The organism is Burkholderia sp. AU19243 (assembly GCF_018148075.1).
Classification (GTDB): Bacteria; Pseudomonadota; Gammaproteobacteria; order Burkholderiales; family Burkholderiaceae; genus Burkholderia; species Burkholderia latens_A.
The window spans coordinates 1-19,154 of record NZ_JAGSTV010000030.1 but is presented as its reverse complement, the minus strand read 5'-3'; the positions used below and the strand labels follow the sequence as shown (position 1 = coordinate 19,154).

Annotated in this window: 12 protein-coding genes and 2 pseudogenes; 8 read left to right on the top strand and 6 right to left on the bottom strand. The window is 66.0% G+C overall.

Going from position 1 to position 19,154, the window contains the following annotated elements; translation table 11 throughout:
• Positions 1-171, top strand: a pseudogene (locus KDW55_RS28850) (multidrug transporter); the annotation flags it as partial.
• A gap of 141 nt (positions 172-312) precedes the next feature.
• Here KDW55_RS28850 and KDW55_RS28845 read toward each other — a convergent pair.
• Entirely contained in the window at positions 313-3,969 is a 3,657-nt protein-coding gene (locus tag KDW55_RS28845) for a CheR family methyltransferase (protein WP_212161861.1), read from the bottom strand.
• A gap of 182 nt (positions 3,970-4,151) precedes the next feature.
• A complete protein-coding gene (locus KDW55_RS28840; RefSeq protein WP_038570926.1) occupies positions 4,152-5,081 on the bottom strand; it encodes a LysR family transcriptional regulator in 930 nt (309 codons plus the stop codon).
• A 97-nt stretch (positions 5,082-5,178) separates the two neighbouring features.
• On the opposite strand from KDW55_RS28840, the gene KDW55_RS28835 reads away from it, so the two are divergent.
• Positions 5,179-6,777 carry an NADH-quinone oxidoreductase subunit L gene (locus tag KDW55_RS28835; protein ID WP_038570923.1) on the top strand — a complete coding sequence of 533 codons (1,599 nt, stop codon included), beginning with the start codon at positions 5,179-5,181 and terminating at the stop codon, positions 6,775-6,777.
• Between the two features lie 21 nt (positions 6,778-6,798).
• Positions 6,799-9,408, top strand: a complete 2,610-nt coding sequence (locus tag KDW55_RS28830; protein WP_212198150.1) for a DUF2309 domain-containing protein — start codon at positions 6,799-6,801, stop codon at positions 9,406-9,408.
• 129 nt (positions 9,409-9,537) lie between these two features.
• Here the strand turns inward: KDW55_RS28830 and KDW55_RS28825 are convergent, their stop codons facing one another.
• Both KDW55_RS28825 and KDW55_RS28820 read right to left on the bottom strand, forming a co-directional pair.
• A complete protein-coding gene (locus tag KDW55_RS28825; protein ID WP_212198149.1) occupies positions 9,538-11,055 on the bottom strand; it encodes a deoxyribodipyrimidine photo-lyase in 1,518 nt (505 codons plus the stop codon).
• A 91-nt stretch (positions 11,056-11,146) separates the two neighbouring features.
• Positions 11,147-11,761 carry a DUF2878 domain-containing protein gene (locus KDW55_RS28820; RefSeq protein ID WP_212198148.1) on the bottom strand — a complete coding sequence of 205 codons (615 nt, stop codon included), beginning with the start codon at positions 11,759-11,761 and terminating at the stop codon, positions 11,147-11,149.
• Positions 11,762-12,276: 515 nt separating this feature from the next.
• On the opposite strand from KDW55_RS28820, the gene KDW55_RS28815 reads away from it, so the two are divergent.
• Positions 12,277-13,236: an alpha/beta hydrolase gene (locus KDW55_RS28815; RefSeq protein WP_212198147.1), complete on the top strand. Its 960-nt coding sequence runs from the start codon at positions 12,277-12,279 to the stop codon at positions 13,234-13,236.
• A gap of 179 nt (positions 13,237-13,415) precedes the next feature.
• Here the strand turns inward: KDW55_RS28815 and KDW55_RS28810 are convergent, their stop codons facing one another.
• Positions 13,416-14,387 (bottom strand): MerR family transcriptional regulator, encoded by a 972-nt coding sequence (locus tag KDW55_RS28810; RefSeq protein ID WP_059547900.1) that lies wholly within the window; start codon positions 14,385-14,387, stop codon positions 13,416-13,418.
• Positions 14,388-14,725: 338 nt separating this feature from the next.
• On the opposite strand from KDW55_RS28810, the gene KDW55_RS28805 reads away from it, so the two are divergent.
• A complete protein-coding gene (locus tag KDW55_RS28805) occupies positions 14,726-16,255 on the top strand; it encodes a cryptochrome/photolyase family protein (protein WP_209825976.1) in 1,530 nt (509 codons plus the stop codon).
• 235 nt (positions 16,256-16,490) lie between these two features.
• Here KDW55_RS28805 and KDW55_RS28800 read toward each other — a convergent pair whose 3' ends face one another.
• Positions 16,491-17,504 (bottom strand): FAD-dependent oxidoreductase, encoded by a 1,014-nt coding sequence (locus tag KDW55_RS28800; RefSeq protein WP_212161857.1) that lies wholly within the window; start codon positions 17,502-17,504, stop codon positions 16,491-16,493.
• Between the two features lie 272 nt (positions 17,505-17,776).
• Here KDW55_RS28800 and KDW55_RS28795 point away from each other — a divergent pair, with 272 nt between their 5' ends.
• The 3 genes and pseudogenes from KDW55_RS28795 to KDW55_RS28785 all read left to right on the top strand — a co-directional run.
• Complete coding sequence (locus KDW55_RS28795) at positions 17,777-18,529, top strand: SDR family oxidoreductase (RefSeq protein ID WP_069242222.1); 753 nt, start codon at positions 17,777-17,779, stop codon at positions 18,527-18,529.
• Entirely contained in the window at positions 18,526-18,984 is a 459-nt protein-coding gene (locus KDW55_RS28790) for a DUF3429 domain-containing protein (RefSeq protein WP_012464878.1), read from the top strand. Before KDW55_RS28795 ends, KDW55_RS28790 begins: the two co-directional genes overlap by 4 nt.
• Before the next feature lie 13 nt (positions 18,985-18,997).
• Positions 18,998-19,154: pseudogene (locus KDW55_RS28785) on the top strand (succinate dehydrogenase, cytochrome b556 subunit); the annotation flags it as partial.

The window sequence follows — 19,154 nt, the reverse complement described above, 5'->3', positions numbered from 1 at the left end:
TATCTGTCGGTGCTGACCGCGCAGACCGATCTCTACTCGGCGCAGCAGACGCTGATCAGCGCACGGCTCGCACGCTGGACGAACCTCGTCGACCTGTATCGCGCACTGGGCGGCGGCTGGATCCAGCACGCCGGCGCGACGCCGCGCGCGCCGGATGCATCGGCCGACTAAAACATTCCGCGAGCGGGTTTAAAGATGCCTTCGCAGAAGCACATTGGCATTATTGAAGCGGGCAGGGGAACCGAGCACCACATCGAATCGTGGCTGACGCAGCGGGGCGCTGACGGTCGCCGCGAGCGTTGCCCGCTTCCCTTACCGGCCTCGTCCGAGCGACAGCTTCTCGATCAGCAGCTGAAGGTTGACCGGCTTCGGCAGATGATCGTCAAAGCCCGCTTCGATCGCGGCGTCTCGATCGTGTATCGAAGCGAGCCCCGTCAGCGCGAGTGCGTAGATGCGCCGTCGATCGCCTTCGTATGCGCGAACACTGCGCAACAGTGCATGGCCGTCTGCGCCAGGCATGGCCAGGTCGCTGATGAGGATGTCGAATGAACCCGCCGTCAGACAGGCGAGCGCTTCTTGCGCACCGTTGGCCGTCTGAACTTGTGCACCCAGACCGCGCAGCAACTGTGCCAATGCCTCCTGCGCTGGGACGTCGTCGTCGACCAGCAGAATCGATAGGCCGTCCATGCGCGCCGAACTGTTTGACGCCGGCACAACGATGTCCGAGTCGACGACGGTCTCGTGCATCAGTGGCAGACGCACCGTCAAGCGCGTGCCGCGGCCTTCGCCGTCGCTGCTGGCAGTCACCGTTCCGCCGTGTGCCGAGACCAGATGCTTGACGATTGACAGGCCAAGGCCGAGGCCGCCGTAATTCCGGGTGCGCGTGATGTCGGACTGCATGAAGCGATCAAACAGGCGTGGCAGCAACTCGGCCTTCACCCCGATGCCGTTGTCTGTGACCGAGAGTTCGACCAGCGTGCCGAGTTGTGTCAACGCGACCTCGACGCGGCCGCCGTCGGGCGTGAACTTGAGTGCATTGCCGAGCAGATTGGACGCAACCTGCTGGAGGCGACGTGCGTCGCCGCTGACGATTGCCCGCCCTTGCAAACCCGCGCTGACCAGAGTGATGCGCTTTTTTTCCGCGGCAGGCCGATTGCTTTCCACGACCGTACGGACGGCCGCGGCGAAGTCGAGCGGTTTGGTGTCGAGCGAAAATCGACCCGACGAGATCCGCGAGATATCCAGCAGGTCGTCGATCAATTCGGCCTGCAATTGGCAATGACGCAGGATGGTCGTCACCGCGCGCTGGCTCAATTCCTCGTCCGACGGCATGCGGCGTTCGCGTGCCGTCATCAGCACCGCGGCCCAACCCGAGATCACGTTCAGCGGCGAGCGCAGTTCGTGCGAAACGAGGGCGAGGAAGTTGTCTTTTGCCGTATTGGCCCGCTCGGCCTCGCTACGGGCGGCCTCTGCCGTGCCGAGGGCGAGCTTGAGCGCATCGATGTCCTGGAACGCGAGCACGGCGCCGTCGATGCGATCATCTGCGGTGCGGTACGCGCGCACGTTGACCAGCCACCAGCGGCCTTCGCTGTCCTGGTACTCGTGCTCCACATCGGCCAATCCCTGGACGGCGGACTGCACCACGCGTTCGAGATCGGCTGCGGAGAACAGGCTGTTTTGCTGTGCCATCGGTTGTCCGACGCTATCGTCGGACAACGCGAACAGCGTTTGGGCTTGCGGTGAAAAATGACGCAAGCGCAACTGTCGGTCGAGCACCACGACGGGCAGCGGAATGCCTTCGACGAGGTTGCTGAGGTCGTCGTTCGCGCGATCGAGTTGCTGATTGCGCGACTTCAGCTCGTCATTGAGCGAAGCCAGCTCCTGGTTGGCCGACTCGAGCTCTTGCTTGGCCAGCAGCAATTCCTCGTTGGCGCTTTGCAACTCTTCGTTGGTGCTGAGCATCTCCTCATTGGCGGTACGCAGCTCCTCGTTGGCGGATTCAAATTCGGCAACGACGGTTTTGAGCTGCGTCTGCGTCGCTTCGAGTTCGTCCGACAGCGTGGTCACCGTGCGTTCCAGCTCCTGGACCCTGCCGCCGCTCGCGCCTGTACTCGCGCCATACCGCGTGGACGCATCGTCGGGCAACCGCGCCATCGTGACCAGGAAATGCGGCACCAGATCGTCGGCTGTGAGCGGCAAGACTTCCAGTGCGAAGTGCTGGTCGCCAAGCGCGACCCGCTCTCGCCGCACCGGCTCGTTCGTTCGCTTGGCCTCGATCAGCGCAGTGCGCACCGTCACGTTCAATTCGGGCTGCAGCAGCCGCGGCAGAGCGAGCGACGCTTCGCCGCTTGCAGGCGCGACGAAGCCGGACACGTCGCCGCGGAAGTGCACGACGTCGCCCTTGTCGTCGACGACGAAGCCGGGCGGCGAATAGCGCTCCAGCGCCGCGCGATTGGCTGCTTCCAAAACCGGGTCCGGCTGCTGCGCGCGGCGTACCGATGGCACGGCGCCCTGGCTCGCCCACGGCCGTAATGCGTCGATGGGAAATGCCCCTTGATGTCGCTTGCCGGCCGGCACCTTGCGGTACAGGTGCGGCGCGCCAGCGTGTTCGAAGCCGTCCGCGCCCGACACTGCTTCGGCGCGCCCGAGGAGCATAAAACCATCTGTCCGGCACGCGTAGTGCAGCACCTCGAGCACGTGTTGCTGCGCTTCCTTGCGCAGATAGATCAGCAGGTTGCGGCAACTGATCAGGTCCATGCCGGAGAACGGCGCGTGCGTCAGCACGTTGTGTCGCGCGAACACGCACATGTCGCGTATCGACTTGCGCACGACATAGCCGCCCGAAGTGGCCGCGAACGTGCACTCGCGAAACGGCTCCGGCACGTCCTCGATCGACGCCAGGCTGTAGCGCCCGGCTCGTGCAATCTCGATTGACGCTTCGTTGATGTCGGTGCCGAAGATCTGTACGCGGCGGTGCGGTGCTTCGCGGTCCAGCGCCTCTCTCAACAACGTGGCAATGGTGTAGACCTCTTCACCGGTCGAGCAGGCGGGCACCCATATACGCACTGGATCGCGCTTCAGTTCGAGAAGCGCGGGGATGACGGACTGGCGCAGCACGTTGACGAACTCGGCATCGCGAAAGAAAGCGGTCACGCCGATCAGAATGTCGTCCCGCAGCGCCTCGGCTTCGCGCGCATCGCTACGCAGCAGCTGGAGATAAGCGTCCACGTCCCGGTCTTTCTGCAACAGGACGCGGCGTAGAAACCGGCGGCGCAAATTGACGTCCTTGACGTAGCTGAGATTGATGCCCGTCCTCTGCTGAACGATGGAAATTGCGGTCGCGAGCGAGTCGTTTTCGGACGTCTGCGTGTCCTGTGTGTCGCCGCCGCGGGATTGGTCGCCGAAGCGCTGTGTCAGACACGCGGCGATGTCTTCCGGCGGAAGCACCTCGTCGACCAGACCCGTATCGATTGCCGCGGTGGGCATGCCCTTGTGATTTGCCGTCTGCGGCAGCTGGGCAATAGCGAAGCCGCCGGAGGCCTTCAGGTCAACCAGGCCGGCCGCTCCGTCCTGCCCGGTGCCGGAAAGAATCACCACCGCGCCATTCACGTCGGGATCCTGCGCGAGCGATGCCAGGCACGTATCGATCGGCAGATTCAGCCCGGTCTGCCGGCGCGTGAGCCTGAAATGGCCGTCCAGGGCGATCACGCCGGCGTTTTCGGGCAGCACATATACGCGGTCGTGTTCGATTTTCCGGAGATGGGCGAGTTTTTCGACCGGCATGCGCGCATCCGCCTGCAGGATATCGGCCAGCCGACTTTCCTCGCTGGGATCCAGGTGTGTAATGACGAGCGCGGCGAATCCGGGTTCGCGGGGCAGCGCGGCGACGATCGCGCGCAGAGCGTCCAGGCTCCCGGCCGAGCCGCCAAGTACAACCACTCGCAGTGGCTCCGACGAAATCGACCCCACGGCCGTTCTCCTGTTTGCGCTAGTAACGTGGGACGGAGTCTATCGTCGCGACCTCCACACTTCAATAACGCAAGTACCACGGACGTGTGCGGTGACATTGAGACGTTCTACGACCCCATTCCCCGGCGACCTGTCTCCTATGGAGTTTGGGCGGCGCTAGCCGCTCGACGGCTCGTGAGCGTCTATGAAGCTCCGGCCGGTCCACCACCGAGTGGATCGACCTCGGAGAGCGTTGCGCCCGCAAGCAGTTGTTCGAGGCGTTCAATACGATGCCGATGGGGCGTGGTGATCGCGTAAAAGTGCTCCTGGAGTTCCGGCGTCTGACCCACGCTGACCAGCATACCCTGCCGTAACTCGTCCTGCACGACCACTTCCGGCAGCACCGTAAGCCATCCGCTGTCGCGCGCAATCAGACGCAACATCGCCATGTCGTCGACCTCCGCCCTGATCCGCGGTTTCACACTTGCCGACGCGCACAACGCATCGAAGCGGGCCCGCAGCGCATGGCGCGCGCCCGGCAATGCCACGTCGAGGCCGCCCAGGTCGTCCGGCACGCGCAAGCTGCGGCCGTGCCAGACGCTCGCCGGCCCCACCAGCGAGATGGCTTGACTGCCGAGAAAGCTGCAATGGAGCGGTCGGTCGGGGTCGGACGGCAGCGGCTCGTTCGCCAGCACGATGTCCAGCTGATGCTGCAGCAGCCGCTCGATGAGGCCGTCGAGCATCCCCGACTCGAGCGTGAGCGTCACGCCCGGATCGCTCAGAAGCGGCCGGATCCAGTTTTCCTGATAGTTGCGGGAAACCGTGGCAACACTGCCCACACGCAATCGCAGCATGCCTTCCGAGCGTCCCTGAAGCCTGCCGAGCATCTCCTGCCCAAGGCCGAAAATGTTTTCGGCGTACGTGAGGACCATGCGGCCCGTGTCGGTGAGGATCAGCCGCCGCTTTTCGCGCTCGAACAGCGCCTCGCCCAGCCGGTCCTCCAACTGCCTGATCTGCGCGGAAAGGGCCGATTGAGAGATATGAAGCTCGCCTGCCGCCTGAGTCAGATGGCCGGTTCGGGCCACCCGCCAGAAGTAGAACAGGTGATGAAAGTTCAGATGTTCGATCCGCATTGTTCTCTTTTATCAATGTTTTCGTTCTATAGAATATATTTTACAGAATAATTCGCATCGAACATCATGGCGCGCATCGTTTCGCGAGATGTTTGCCATGCCCGTCACCCACGTCGTTTCATTCGTCTGCGCATTGGCGCCCGCCGTGCTGATGTCGACAGCCGCCGCTCTGCTCGGATTCCGTCCCGATGACAGCCGCGCCGTGTGGAAACCGTTCCACTGGCTCGCGGCGATCGCGTTGCTGGTCGCGCTGATCCAGCCGGTCGTGCTCGCAACGGCCGCGCCGCCTGCCGCCAACATTCACGACGGCGCGTGGACCGCGTGGATCGAAGTGACCCCGCTCGCCGCGTGGATGGCCGCGCTGGTGCAGTTGCTCGGGACCGTGATCGGCGTGTTCTCCGGGCGCTATCTGCATGGCGAACCGGGCCAGCCGCGTTACGCCGCTGCATTCGCCGGCGTGCTCGCGTCCGTGCATGTGCTGCTGCTGTCCGGTCACTGGCTGCTGCTGATCGCGGCATGGGCCGGCGTCGGCGTGTGGCTGCGCGATCTGCTGTGCTTCTACCGGGATCGCCCGTTTGCGCGACTGGCAGCCTACAAGAAGCAGATCGTCGACCGGTTGGCCGATGTGTTGCTGCTCGCGGCGGCTGGCCTGGCGTGGGCCGAGGCGGGCGGCGGCACGTTCGCCGCGCTTCGGGATCACATCGCCGCGTACGGCGCGTCGACACCGTTGCAGGCGAGTGCAGTCTGCCTGGTGCTCGCGATCGTCCTGCGCACCGCGCTGTTCCCGGTCCATGGCTGGCTGATCCAGGTGATGGAAGCGCCGACTCCGGTGTCGGCGCTGCTGCATGCAGGCGTCGTCAACCTGGCGGGTTACCTGCTGATGCGCTTCGCACCGCTGCTCGCCGTCGCGCCGGCCGCACGCTGGCTGCTGGTCGGTTTCGGGCTCGGCACCACGTTCCTGGCCGGATTCGTCATGCTCACGCGCATCAGCATCAAGGTGCGTCTGGCGTGGTCCACCGTGGCGCAGATGGGCTTCATGGTGCTCGAGTGCGGCCTCGGCCTGTATCAACTGGCTGCGCTGCACCTGATCGGTCATTCGCTCTACAAGGCGCATACGTTTCTTTCCGCGTCGTCGGCGGTGCAGAACACGCGACTGCAGATCATGCGCGGCCGGCGCGACGCAGCCACACCGAGCCTGGTGCTTGCGCCGGCCGCGAGCCTCGTCGTCGTCATGCTCGTGCAGATGCTGGCGCCGACGGGAAGCTGGCCGTGGTGGTGGAGCGGCGTGCTCGCGCTGGCGTGGGCGCCGCTGCTATGGATTCCGGTGACTGAAGGAGACGAGCCCGCCCGCGCGTGGACGCACGCGGGCTTCGGCGCCACGCTGATCGCCGGCTATACGGCGGTGGCCGCGCTGGCGCACAAGCTCCCGCTCGGCGTCGCGGATACGCCGTTCAACGTCGCGGGGCCGGTCGCGCTCGCGGGCATGGCGCTGCTCTATGTCGGCCTGGCGGCGCTGCAACGCTGCCCGCGCCGCTTTGCGACGTGGCGGCGCTGGAGCTACGCGGGATTCTATGTGGACGAGTTCTACACGCGCTTGGCGTTGCGTATCTGGCCGGCCCGCTGGGCGCCGCACGACGCGGCCCACGCGCCGCGACCGGCAGCGACGAGCAGCGCGCCCGGCCTCACCGAACGATGAGCCGCTGATCCGGAGAATCACATGAGCACTGCAACACTCGAACAACGCGCCAAGCGCGGTGAAGCGCCCCGGGCGAACGATGCCGGCCGCTGCGCGCATCCCGCCGACGGCGCCCGCCGGGGATATCCGCGCGAGCGGATCGATGCGGCATGCGACGCGGCATGCCGGTCGATTGCGCCGGCCTGGCCGCTCGATCGCGCGATCGCCGTCAATCCTCACTGGGAACGCATCGGCCGCCCCGTCAGGGAAATTGCCGCGCGGATGGCCGTGCTGGCCGACATCAAGGTGTTCCCTCCGCGCGAGCAGATCCGATCCGCGTGGGAATCCGCGCGCATCGCGCCGGCGGACTTGCGATATGCATTGCGGGCTCTGCCCGCCGCACACGCGGCCGGCATGACCGAGCGCATCTGCATCGACGCGTTGGCGCGCCCGCTCAACCTGCCCCGCCTGCCGTTGCTGATCGACGTGCTCGACGACGATCCATTGCGTCACGAGCGCCTGTCGTGGCGCCAGGCAATCACGCATCAGGTCAGCCAGACCTGCGCGGCCTACTTCGACGAGCATCAGGCCGACTGGCGGCCGCATCATGACCAGAGCCTCTATGCGTTCTGGCGCGACACGATCTCACATGATCACGGCATTGGCGTGCTGATGGGCCTGCCGCGTCTCGGTCAGTCGCTCAGGGCGCTGCCCGCCACGCGACAGGAGGCCGAAGCGTGGGTACTGGAGCGACTCGGTTTGCCCGAAGCCGTGTGGCCGGACTATCTGGAGGCGGTGCTGCTGACCGTCAACGGCTGGGCGTCGTGGTGCGCGTACCTCGGCTGGCAGGCCCGGTTGGCCGGCGAGTCCGACGAGCACCTGCGCGATCTGCTCGCAATACGGTTGGCATGGGGCGTGCTGTTGCTCGACTGCAAGGACGATGCGGCGGCACGCCGCGCGTTTGCAGCCGTGCAAGGCCATTGGCGCGATTCGGCTGCGCTGCTGGCGGACGCGCAGGCGCGGCTGCTCGTCGACGAGGTGTGGCAACTGGCGTTCGAGGCCGGCTACCAGCGTGAACTGGCGGGCAAGCTCGGCGCGGTCGGCCAGCCGCAGACGATTCCGGAAGCCGCAACGCCGGCCGAAGAGATCGAAGTCCAGGCCGCGTTCTGCATCGACGTTCGTAGCGAACCGTTGCGGCGCGCCGTCGAGTCGATTTGGCCGGCGGTCCAGACGATCGGGTTCGCCGGATTCTTCGGGCTGCCGGTCGCTTATACGCCGCTGGCCACGTCGGCGCGCCGCCCGCAGCTTCCCGGCCTGCTCGCACCGTCGCTGGAAGTCACCGATGCGGTATCGGGGCCCGCCGGCGAAGGCGGCGGAACGATGCGGGCAGCTGCGAGCACGGCCCGCCGCACGCGGTTCGCATTGTCGAATCAGGCGTCTGCGGCGACCCGGTTGCCGGGCACCTCGTTCTCGTTCGTCGAGGCCGCGGGGCTCGGTTATCTGGGCAAGCTGCGACAATGGCTGAAGCCGTCCCGCAACCCGCGCGTTCGCGACGACCTCGCCGGGCTGCCGCCCCGTTACAAGGCGGTTTGCCGCCCGGCGCTCGTCGGCATCGACGATGAGGCCAAGGCCGATCTGGCCGCGCGCATCCTGCATGGCATGGGCATCGCGCGATCGCTCGCACCGCTGGTGGTGCTGGTCGGGCATGCCAGCCAGAGCGCGAACAACGCGCATGCCGCGGCGCTCGACTGCGGCGCCTGCTGCGGCCAAAGCGGGGAAGTCAATGTACGCGTGCTCGCGCAGCTGCTGAACGATCGCGTGACGCGCGCAGGTCTCGCGCAGCGCGGCATCGACGTGCCCGACGACACGACTTTCGTCGCAGCGCTGCACAACACCACGACCGACGAGATCGAAGGCTTCGACGTCGACCTCCTCAACCCGATCGCCGCAGCGCGCTGGGCCAAGCTGCTGAGCGTCTTCGGCCACGCGAGCGACCAGGTGCGCCGCGAGCGTGCGGTGCGTGTCGGCCTCGACCCGCGCATGGAAGGCGGCCGGTTGCTGGCCAGCCTTCGCGAACGCGCGAACGACGGCGCTCAGACTCGCCCCGAGTGGGGACTGGCCGGCAATGCCGCGTTCATCATCGGGCCGCGCACGCGCAGCCACGGCGCCGTGCTCGACGGCCGCTGCTTCCTGCACGACTATGATTTCACGCAGGATACGGACGGCAGCTTGCTGGAACTGCTGATGACCGCACCGATGCTCGTCGCGCACTGGATCAATTGGCAATACCATGCGTCGACATGCGATCCCGCGCACATGGGCTGCGGCAACAAGGTCCTTCACAACGTCGTCGGCGGGCATATCGGCGTCTTCGAAGGCAACAGCGGCGACTTGCGCATCGGCCTTTCGAAACAGTCGCTGCATGATGGCCAGCGCTGGATGCACGAGCCGTTGCGCCTTACCGTGATCATCGACGCGCCCGGCGAATCGATCGAACGCGTGATCGACCGGCATCCGACAGTGCGGCATTTGATCGACCACGGCTGGCTTCATCTGTGGCGTTTCGGCGAGACGGGGTTGCTGCGTTTTTCCGATCGACAATGGCACCCGTTGGCGATGGGCGCTGATCCGGCCACCCGGCAATCGCGTTGACGGTGCACATCGTCGCCCGCACGTGCGGGCGACGGGCCATGGTTCGTGTCGCGGGCCAACCTTCGAGTCTCGGCTGCTCCACGTCACGCCGACGCCGCTCCCGAATCCTGTTGAGCGGCCAGCTTCCCGCTACGCATTCTTCTGCGAATCGACGCGCTTGACGGATTCAAGCGCACGCGCGCGCGCGGCCTGGTGATCCACGATAGGAAACGGATAAGTCCGACCGAGACTCACGCACGCATCGTGCAGCTGTTCTGCCGACGCGGTCCACGGCGCATGAATTTTCTCTGCCGACATCTTCGACAGTTCCGGCACCCAGTGACGCGTGTATTCGCCTTGCGGATCGAATTTTTGCCCCTGAAGAACAGGGTTGAAAATCCGGAAATACGGTGCTGCGTCGGCGCCGCTTCCCGAAACCCACTGCCAGCTCGCGGGATTGCTGGCCTCATCCGCGTCGACCAGCGTGTCCCAGAACCATGCTTCGCCTTCGCGCCAGTCGATCAGCAAATGCTTCGAAAGAAATGACGCCGCGACCATGCGCACGCGATTGTGCATCCAGCCGGTGTGCCACAACTCGCGCATGCCGGCGTCGACAAGCGGGTATCCGGTGTGCCCGGTTTGCCATTTGCGCAGTGCGTTCGGATCGTCGCGCCACGGCATGGAGTCGAACTGTCGGCGGAAATTGACCTGATGCAGCGGCGGGAAATGATAGAGCAAGTGATACGAAAATTCCCGCCAGCCGATTTCGCTGAGGAATTTGTTCAACGGCCCGCTTTGCGGATCGCCAAGATCCGCCTTGCGTGTGCGTTGCATCGCGCTTGCCGCCGACGATGCCGCATACCACACCTGCCGAACCGATATGTTGCCGAAGCGAAGATACGGCGAGAGCCTGCTGGTTGCATGCGCGGCCGGCAAATCGCGCATGTCGGCATAGTCGCGCAGCGAGTGCTCCAGGAACGCGTCCAGTCGCTGCCGGGCGGCTTCCTCGCCGCAGCGCCAGGTCAGACGCAGGCCGCTCGCCCAGTCGGGCGACGTCGGCTGGAGCCCGAGCGCGCGAAGCGTGCAAACATGCGGCGTGACGTTGTGCGGAACCGGAAAAAACGCAATCCGCGAGGGTGCCGGCAGCGGCGGCGGCGGGGAAAGATCATCGCGACATGCGGCTCTCCAGTACGCACTGAATACCTGGTACGGCAATCCTTCGCGCGTCAGCACCGTCCAAGGCTCGTGCAGCAGATGGCCATTGAAGGTCGATACAGCGATTCCGCGGCCGACCAGGTCCTGTTTGATCGACGCGTCCGTTCCGGTTTGCGCTTTCGAGTAACGACGATTCCATATAACCTTGGCGGCCCCGATCCCGACCGCGAAGTCGCGGATGGCTTCATGTTCGTCGCCGCGCAACACGATCAGCGAGCCGCCTAGCGCGGAAAGCGCGTCATCGAGTTTGCCCAGCGATTCGTGCAGCCACCACCGTTGCGCACCGCCCATCGGGCGGCGAATCGACGGGGCAGGGTCGTGCACGTACACGCAGACGACGGGATGGCCGCTGGCGACCGCGTGACACAGTGCGGGATTGTCGCCGAGCCGCTGGTCGTCGCGAAACCATACGACGACGGGGCGGGATTCATACGGCAATTCGGAGCTTGTCATGTGGGTTACGTGAGAAGTGGCAAGAGGGACGTGAGGGTGACCGCAGGCGGCGCGGGCACGAAATGCTTGTGGTTCGATTCATTCGACGCGGTTATCGGGCGCGGCCGTCCTGCATGCCTTCGTTTCCGCCTATCGGCGCAGAACGGGGCGTTATTCCGTCCCAATGGCTGCCGAGCGCGACCGAGGCCGGCAAGATGCACGCCCAGCCGGTTGCGATCACGAGGAGCGCCGCAGCCGGCGCGTCGAAATGAACGGCGCCGAGCGCCGCACCCGCCCGAAAGGACGCCGGACCGGCGCATGCGCCGACGAGCGCCGCAATGATCGGCCGCCCCCGGAGCCAGCGCAACAGCGTGTTGAGCTGAATCGCGAACAGCGCCCACAGCGCCGCGAGCCAATACGGCGCCGTGCCGTTGAGCAACACGCCGTTCGGGTAGTCGAGCAGGCCGGAATGCGCAACGGCGCTGTCCCATAACCATCCGGTCACCGTCACCGTAACGACGAGGCGCGCTTCGCTCGACGGCCGGCGGGCGAACAGCAGGTGGCCGGCCGTTGCCGTCAGCGCATAGGCGACGCCCCACGCGGCGCGGTGCGATGCAGCCGTCATCACGCACAGGAGCCACCCGATCTGGGTCGTCGCGAGATAGACGCACGTGCGAGCATTCAGCGCGGGCGAGCGCGGCGTTGCTCGATTTCGGACACTTGTCATGATCGCGCGGGATGCGTAACGGCGTACGCGCCACATCGCGTGCGCCGGCCAAAGCGTGCCGGCGCGCTCGACAACGAGCGACACAGGCCCGGCCGCCACGCGGATGTCGCCGCCGCGGAACGGTCGCAGCTAATGCGCCCACCGTACACGGCCCCGATATCGTCAGACGAGCGGTTCCGTTGGCGGATGATGGCTTTGCAGGGAGCGATTGTCGGCATGCGGGATCGATTTTCGTGTCGTTTTACTCTTACGACGCCGCATTGCGTCCGGATGCACCATTGGGAAAAAAAGATCCGCACGCGCTCGGAGTCGACTGGCCGGGATTCGCGCACGCCGCGGGTCCGGACGGCCGGCGGCCCGAGCGGGTCGGCACGCTGACGATGAGCATTCGATCGCAGCATCGCCAGGGCGGCTGCCCGCTGTCGCGCGCCGCATGCATCCGCTTGTGCGCGCGGGCCGTAACTCCCGTGTCAGGCGCCATGTGGGGGCCGGAATCTTCCGTTACGGAGATTTGAATGAACGTCAAAGTGGGACTGGCCGTGCTGACGATCCTGCTCGCGGTCGGCCTGCTCGCCGCGTGCAGGCCGGGGCGGCTCCTGAACGCGTTGTCGCCGCGATACACGTTCAGCCTGTTCGCGGATATTCCGTACGGTTCCGGCGAGCGCCACGTGCTCGACGTGTATGTGCCGACGCGAGTCATGGACGACTGGCCGGCCGATTCGGATGCGGGCGTCCCGGTCGTTGTGTTCTTTTACGGCGGAAGCTGGCAGTCCGGTGAGCGCAAGGACTATCTGTTCGTGGGCGAGGCCCTGGCCTCAAGAGGCTTCGTTGCGGTGCTGCCCGACTACCGCACGTATCCGGCGACCACCTTTCCCGGTTTCGTCGACGACGCCGCGCAAGCGGTGGCGTGGGCGCGCGCGCACGCAAGCGCGTTCGGTGGCGATCCGCGTCGCCTGATTCTGATGGGGCATTCGGCGGGCGCACAGATAGCCGCCTTGCTTGCGACCGACGGTCGCTATCTGGCTGCCCGGCAGATGCACAAGCGTGACATTGCGGGCGTGATCGGGCTGGCCGGCGCGTATGACTTCCTGCCGCTGCACGATGCCATGCTCGAACGGGTCTTCCCGCCGGAAGTGCGCGCGGCGAGCCAGCCGATCCGATACATCGAGGGCGCCGAGCCGCCGATGTGGCTCGCCGTTGCGGAGAACGACATGGTGGTGGAGCCCGGCAACACGTACCGCTTTGCGCGCGCGTTGCAGAACGCGGGTGACGCGGTCGCGGTCATGCGTTACGCGAACCTCGGCCATGCGACGATCGTCGGTGTGCTGGGCGCGCCGTTGCGCGGAAGAGCGCCGGTGCTCGACGATCTGTCCGCGTTTGTGCGCCGCGTCGCGCAGGCGTCGCACGCCGGAGCCGCGAGCGGGCTGGTGTCGGCATCAGGCGCGGCCGCGCGGTCGGCCGTGTCGCTGCGGTGATCGACGGGGCAGCGTGCGTTGCACGTGCATCCCGTTGCTCAACGGTGGCTTGCGGTTCAGGCGGGCAGTCGGCCGTGAGCGAACCGCGACACGGCCACGCCCGTCATTCGCACCTCGCACGCGACGCCGTGGCCGGCGCGTGCAACGTGCGGCCCGCCTGGCGGGCGGAGCTGCGTGCGCTACTGCGCTTTCAGGTCCGGCGTCGTTCCGCCCAGTCCCTCTTCGCGCAGGATCACGGCAAGTGCGGTCTCGAGCAATTCGGCTGCCCGGTTCGCCGCGTCTCCGAGATGGCGGTGCAGCAGCGCATCGGCGGGCGAGCGCGATACGCATTCGTCGCTGTATCGCTCGAACGCGCTGAGCTGCATGATCAGTTCGGACAAGTGACGCGGGCACTCGCACTTGACGGTGGTGGACAGGCCGCTGAGCGACGCGAGCGTCGTCTCGTCGAAGCGACGCCGCGTGCGCAGCCACAGCCCGCGATCGGCATCGTTGGACTGGCGTGCCTTGACGACCGCTTGCGCGAGTTTGGAGATGATGGACGCAGGATTGGTCTGACCTTCCGTCGAGCGGAACAGCTCGAACCCCGACAGCCGCGCCAGCTCGATTGCCTCCGCGGTGCCGAATGCATACACGACGGCGACGGCCTGCGCATTGAGCTTTTGCGCGGCGGTCGCGAGCTGCGACACGACATCTTCGTGGAGCGACGTGGTCGTTGCGATCAGCGCATCCGCAGCTTCACCCGCGTGTTCGCTCGCGTCGTCAATCGAGTCGAGCTGCATGGCGATCCGGAGGCCCATTCGCTCGATCGCCGATTCGGAGATCGGCAACGCGCCGACGACCGCGAGGCTCACGCCTTTTTCGGGCAGCGCGGGGCCGTGCGTGCTCGTGAGCGACATCGCCTCGAGCTCCTCGCGGCTCAGCGTGGCAATCGTGCCGATCGCGTGGCCCTGGTTCACGAGCGCCTTCAGCAGGCGAATGCGCTGGACGTCGTCGTCAGAGTACAACCGTTGCCCGGATGGCGTTTTGGGCGGCGCAACCACGCCGTAGCGCCGCTCCCAGATCCTCAGCGTGGCTGCTGGCATGCGCGCCAGGCGCGCGGCTTCCCCGCTGCGATAGCGGTGAGGCGTGTCGCGATCCTTGCGAGGGGGCATCGTTGTTCTCCTGAAGTCGACGGAAGGTTGTCTCAGAATTGTACGCAGTCTGGATTAAATATGAAGCAGGAAGGCGATTCAATGTGCGGAAATGTCGTCCGGGAGGTGTTTCGCGAAGCGGGATGTGGCTGGAATGCTGCACCCCGCCGCGGTGCGGTGAAGCGGCAGAGCCCCAACTGCCGGTGCAGCATGGTGCGCGCGATGCCGCGGCGCGCAAGGCGCGCACGCAGCGCCGATGCGCTGATGCGTCGACGGATTACCGCGTGCGGCGTCCCGCGCGCCAGCGATATGGCCATCCCGGCCGCCCCCGAAACGGAACATCCATGGCGGAGCGTCCCATGAAGACTTTAAGGCTTGTCCTCGGCGATCAGCTGGACTGGACTCATCCGTGGTTTGCCGATGTCCGGGCCGACACGTTGTACGTGCTGATGGAAGTTCGGCAGGAGACCGACTACACGCTTCATCACGCGCAGAAGCTGATTGCGATCTTTGCGGCGATGCGCCGCTTTGCGACGCTGTTGCGCGACGCGGGTCATCGTGTGCACTACATCGAGATCGACGATCCGTTCAATCGTCAGGCCATTCCGGCCAACCTGGACAGTGTTGCCGCGCTTCACGGCGCCGCGCGCATCGAGTACCTGCTGCCGGACGAATGGCGCGTCGACCGGCAACTGAGCGAGTATGCGGCCGTGGCCAGCGTGCCGGTTCGCGCGGTCGATACCGCGCATTTCTACACGACGCGCGACGAGGTGGGACGTGTGCTCGGAACGGGCCGCGCGTGGGTCATGGATCGCTTTTACCGAAGCATGCGCGTGCGGCATCGCGTATTGCTCGACGGACACGGGCGGCCGGCAGGCGGGCAGTGGAACTACGACGCCGAAAACCGCGACGCGTGGTCCGGCACACCCGCTGAGCCAAGCGACTGGCGGCCGCATCACGATCATCGCGCGCTGTGGGATCGTATCGTGGCGGCGGGCGTGCGCAGCTTCGGGGAGCCGTCGGCCGGCGACTTCCGCTGGCCCGTCGATCGCGTCGAGGCGCTCGCGTGCCTCGACGCATTTATCGAGCACGCACTGCCGTCGTTCGGGCAGTTCCAGGACGCGATGCACACAAGTGCGCGGCGCCTGTTCCACTCGATGCTGTCGTTTGCGCTCAATGTGAAGATGTTGAATCCGCGCGAAGTCGTCGCGCGCGCCGAGCATGCGTATCGGACCGGTGCGGCGCCGCTTGCCGCGGTCGAAGGGTTCATCCGGCAGATCCTGGGCTGGCGCGAGTTCGTGCGCGGAGTGTACTGGGCGCGCATGCCAGGCTATGAAACGAGCAATGCGTTCGGTCATCGCCGTCCGTTGCCGCAGTGGTTCTGGAACGGGCGCACGCGAATGGGCTGCATGGCGCATGCGTTGCGGCAGTCGCTCGAAGACGCGCATGCGCACCATATCCAGCGGTTGATGGTGATCGGCAACTTTGCGCTGCTGGCCGGGCTGGATCCGCACGCGGTGCACGAGTGGTATCTCGGCGTCTATATCGACGCATTCGAATGGGTCGAGATGCCGAATACGCTCGGCATGAGCCAATACGCGGACGGCGGCGCGATGGCAACCAAACCGTACGTTTCCAGCGCCGCGTACATTCATCGTATGAGCAATTACTGCAAGGGCTGTGCGTACGACCGCAATGCCCGAACCGGTGCGCGTGCGTGCCCGTTCAACGCGTTGTACTGGGATTTTTTCGCCCGGCACCGCGACGCCCTGCAACACAACCATCGGCTTGCGATGGTCTATCGGCAGCTCGCACGTTTCGATGCCGACGCACTCGACGCGATTCGGATGCAGGCGGATGGCATCGTGCGGAATATCGAGTCGCTGTAGGTCTTCGCGTATTCGGCCGATGCCGTTGAGAACGGCGGATGCGATGGTGATGCGTTGCGAGTGCGCGATCCGTTTTGGCTCGCGAATGGTTTGCGTCGCCGCGCGCTCGTGCGATTCTGCCGGCCGCCGGCCGCCGTGCGTCCGGGTTTCCCGAACGGCAAGGCTGCCCGCGAGCGCTGCGGCTTTCTCCGGCAAGAGAAGGCGCGCCCGGCGCGCCGTCATGAGGCGCACACGTTCAGTGCGTGATCAGCGTGTCGGCCGCCGCGCGGCCGAGACCGGCGCCGCTCAACCATGCGCCTTCGATCTTGCCGCCGCCCAGCCAGTCGCCGCATAGCCCGATGCGCGGGTCCGCCCGCCACGCAAAGCGGCCGGGCGCCGCCATGGACGTCGGCGCCAGCTCGGCATAGCGCCAGCGATGAGCGGTTGCCGAGTTGGCGGTAGCGCCCACGATGTCGCGAAAGGCGTCCAGCAGCGTGCGCGTGATCTGCTCGGGCGGCGCTTCCAGATGAGCCTGACTCCACTCGGGGGTCGCGTGCAGTACCCACGTGCTCAAACCGGGGCGCCCGGGCTTCGATGTGTCATGGGCGATCCAGCCGAGCGGGCCGACATTGACGAATGCGGCGTCAAAACCCGGATCGGGCAAGCGGCCGTACTGGGCCATCACGGCCCAGGCCGGGCGCATCTCGGTGCGTTGCGCAATCACCGCAAGACCCGGCTCGGCGCGCCGCAGCAGCGCAACGGCCTGCGGTGCAGGCACGGCGACGATCACGGCGTCGTGATGCATGCGCAGCGCACCATGCTCGGCCGAGATCAGCCGCCAGCGCTGCGCGTCGCGCGTCAGCTCGGTAATCGTCGTCTTGAGCATCGTGTGGATCCCCGCCGACAGATACCGCGCCGGAGCCGTCATGCCCGGCACGCCGACGTATCGCTGAGCGGGCGCGAGCAGTTCCCGCGGGCCGAGCGAGCCGATCGAAGCAACGCGCGCGGCCCACGGCGCGACCGCGCCGCCGGCGACCCAGCGCGCTACTTCGGCGACGAATGCCGGATGGCGCGCGGTGAAATACTGCGCGCCATGATCGGCCTGCCAGCCATCCGCGCGGCGCGTGCTCGTTCGTCCGCCCACGCCGCGGCTTTTCTCGTACACCGTCACGCGATATCCGGCGTCGGCGAGCACGCGTGCGCAGGCCAGCCCGGCGATTCCGGCGCCGATGACCGCAATGTTGGCCGATGAGTCGGAAAATGAATTCATATGTTTCGTCATAAAAATGCGAGGAATTGCGCGGATTATTCGGCTTGGCATGGAAAGTTTATGCCATTCTGGCGTGAAATGCCGACATTTCACAGGCGGAAACCATGAAAATCATGATTCATGTCCTAGAAATGAGTCATGATAGTGCTTCATTGAGCATGAAAATGGCATAGAATCGAGTCTGTGAGGATCGGCGCGTGCGCGGCCCGGTCATGCGTCGCGCACGAGCCGGAATCGCCGAAACGGGAAGCATGTTCGCAACAGGAGTCGCCATGGCGTTTGTGTGGATCTGCGGTGCAACGGGGGCCGTCGGCAGTGCGCTCGCGCGTCGGCTGAACGCCAAAGGCGTTTCAACGCTGCTCACTGCACGAAACCCGGAGCGTCTCGGCGCTCTTGCGGAGACGTTGTCGCGCGAGCGTGTGGTCGTGGCGCCTGCCGACGCAACTGACGCGGCTGCGCTCGATCGTGCGCTCGCGACAGGCGTCGAGCGTTTCGGCGCGCCGGACGGGCTCGCGCATTGCGTCGGCTCGATCGTCGTGAAGCCGATGCATTCGACTTCGGATGCCGAACTGCACGACGCGTTCGCGGCGAATTACTTCTCGGCATGGAACGCGCTGCGCGCGTTCGTGCGCACAGTGCTCGCCGCTCATGCCGGGGGCAGTGCGGTCTTGTTCGGCAGCGTCGCGTCGAGAGCGGGCTTTCCCAACCATGAGGCGATTGCCAGCGCGAAAGCCGCCGTGGCCGCGCTTGCGCAGTCGGCTGCCGCCACCTACGCGGCGCGCGGAATTCGCGTCAACTGCATTCATCCGGGCCTGATCGCGTCGGCGATGTCCGCGCGCCTGACGAGTGCGCCGCAGGTCGCGAAGCGCCTCGCGGACGCCAATCCGCTCGGACGGATCGGCGCTGGCGACGATCCTGCCGCACTTGCGGAATTCCTGTTGAGCGACGATGCGTCATGGGTGACCGGCCAGCAATTCGGCGTCGATGGCGGGCAGGGTGCGCTGATCGTTCCAGCGAGGCCATGAGCATGCGTGCGATGCTGCGTCGTTACCGCGTTCCGGCCGCGTTGGCGCTCGCCGGCCTGGTGCCGTTCATCGCGCTGTCGTGGCTGAGCGTGCATGCGTCGTCGCGTCACGATGTTTACGTGCACGCGCTGTTGAATTACGCCGCGTGTATCGTGTCGTTCGTCGGCGCCGTGCACTGGGGCATCGCGCTGCGGGCACCCGAATCGCCGCCGCGCCAGCGGATGCTCTACGGGTGGAGCGTGATTCCCGCGCTCATGGCGTGGGCCGTGCTGATGCTGCCGGACATCGGCGCGCGGCTCGCGGGAATGGCGATCGGTCTCGTCGGCTGCGCGGCGGTCGACGGCGTGCTGTGGAGAAAAGCGCTCATTCCGGGCTGGTATTTCGCGTTGCGATGCCTGTTGACGAGCGTCGCCGGCCTGTCGCTGCTGGCGGCCGCAGCGTCGACGAACGGTTGATCCGGAGCTTGTCATGACTACGTCCAGAACGCCTCGCCCACGCGAATACCGGAACATCGGAATCGGCGACATCACGTTGAAATATCGGATGCCGCTGGCGGCGATATTGTCGATTCTCCACCGAGTCAGCGGCGCGCTGCTGTTCCTGTTCCTGCCGTTCTTGCTGTTTC

Excerpts from the sequence above, each read along its gene's own strand:
- KDW55_RS28835 (WP_038570923.1), top strand. The coding sequence starts at position 5,179 with ATGCCCGTCACCCACGTCGTTTCATTCGTCTGCGCATTGGCGCCCGCC.
- KDW55_RS28805 (WP_209825976.1), top strand. The coding sequence starts at position 14,726 with ATGAAGACTTTAAGGCTTGTCCTCGGCGATCAGCTGGACTGGACTCAT.
- KDW55_RS28825 (WP_212198149.1), bottom strand. The coding sequence starts at position 11,055 with ATGACAAGCTCCGAATTGCCGTATGAATCCCGCCCCGTCGTCGTATGG.
- KDW55_RS28830 (WP_212198150.1), top strand. The coding sequence starts at position 6,799 with ATGAGCACTGCAACACTCGAACAACGCGCCAAGCGCGGTGAAGCGCCC.
- KDW55_RS28795 (WP_069242222.1), top strand. The coding sequence starts at position 17,777 with ATGGCGTTTGTGTGGATCTGCGGTGCAACGGGGGCCGTCGGCAGTGCG.
- KDW55_RS28810 (WP_059547900.1), bottom strand. The coding sequence starts at position 14,387 with ATGCCCCCTCGCAAGGATCGCGACACGCCTCACCGCTATCGCAGCGGG.
- KDW55_RS28820 (WP_212198148.1), bottom strand. The coding sequence starts at position 11,761 with ATGACAAGTGTCCGAAATCGAGCAACGCCGCGCTCGCCCGCGCTGAAT.
- KDW55_RS28800 (WP_212161857.1), bottom strand. The coding sequence starts at position 17,504 with ATGAATTCATTTTCCGACTCATCGGCCAACATTGCGGTCATCGGCGCC.
- KDW55_RS28790 (WP_012464878.1), top strand. The coding sequence starts at position 18,526 with ATGAGCATGCGTGCGATGCTGCGTCGTTACCGCGTTCCGGCCGCGTTG.
- KDW55_RS28840 (WP_038570926.1), bottom strand. The coding sequence starts at position 5,081 with ATGCGGATCGAACATCTGAACTTTCATCACCTGTTCTACTTCTGGCGG.
- KDW55_RS28815 (WP_212198147.1), top strand. The coding sequence starts at position 12,277 with ATGAACGTCAAAGTGGGACTGGCCGTGCTGACGATCCTGCTCGCGGTC.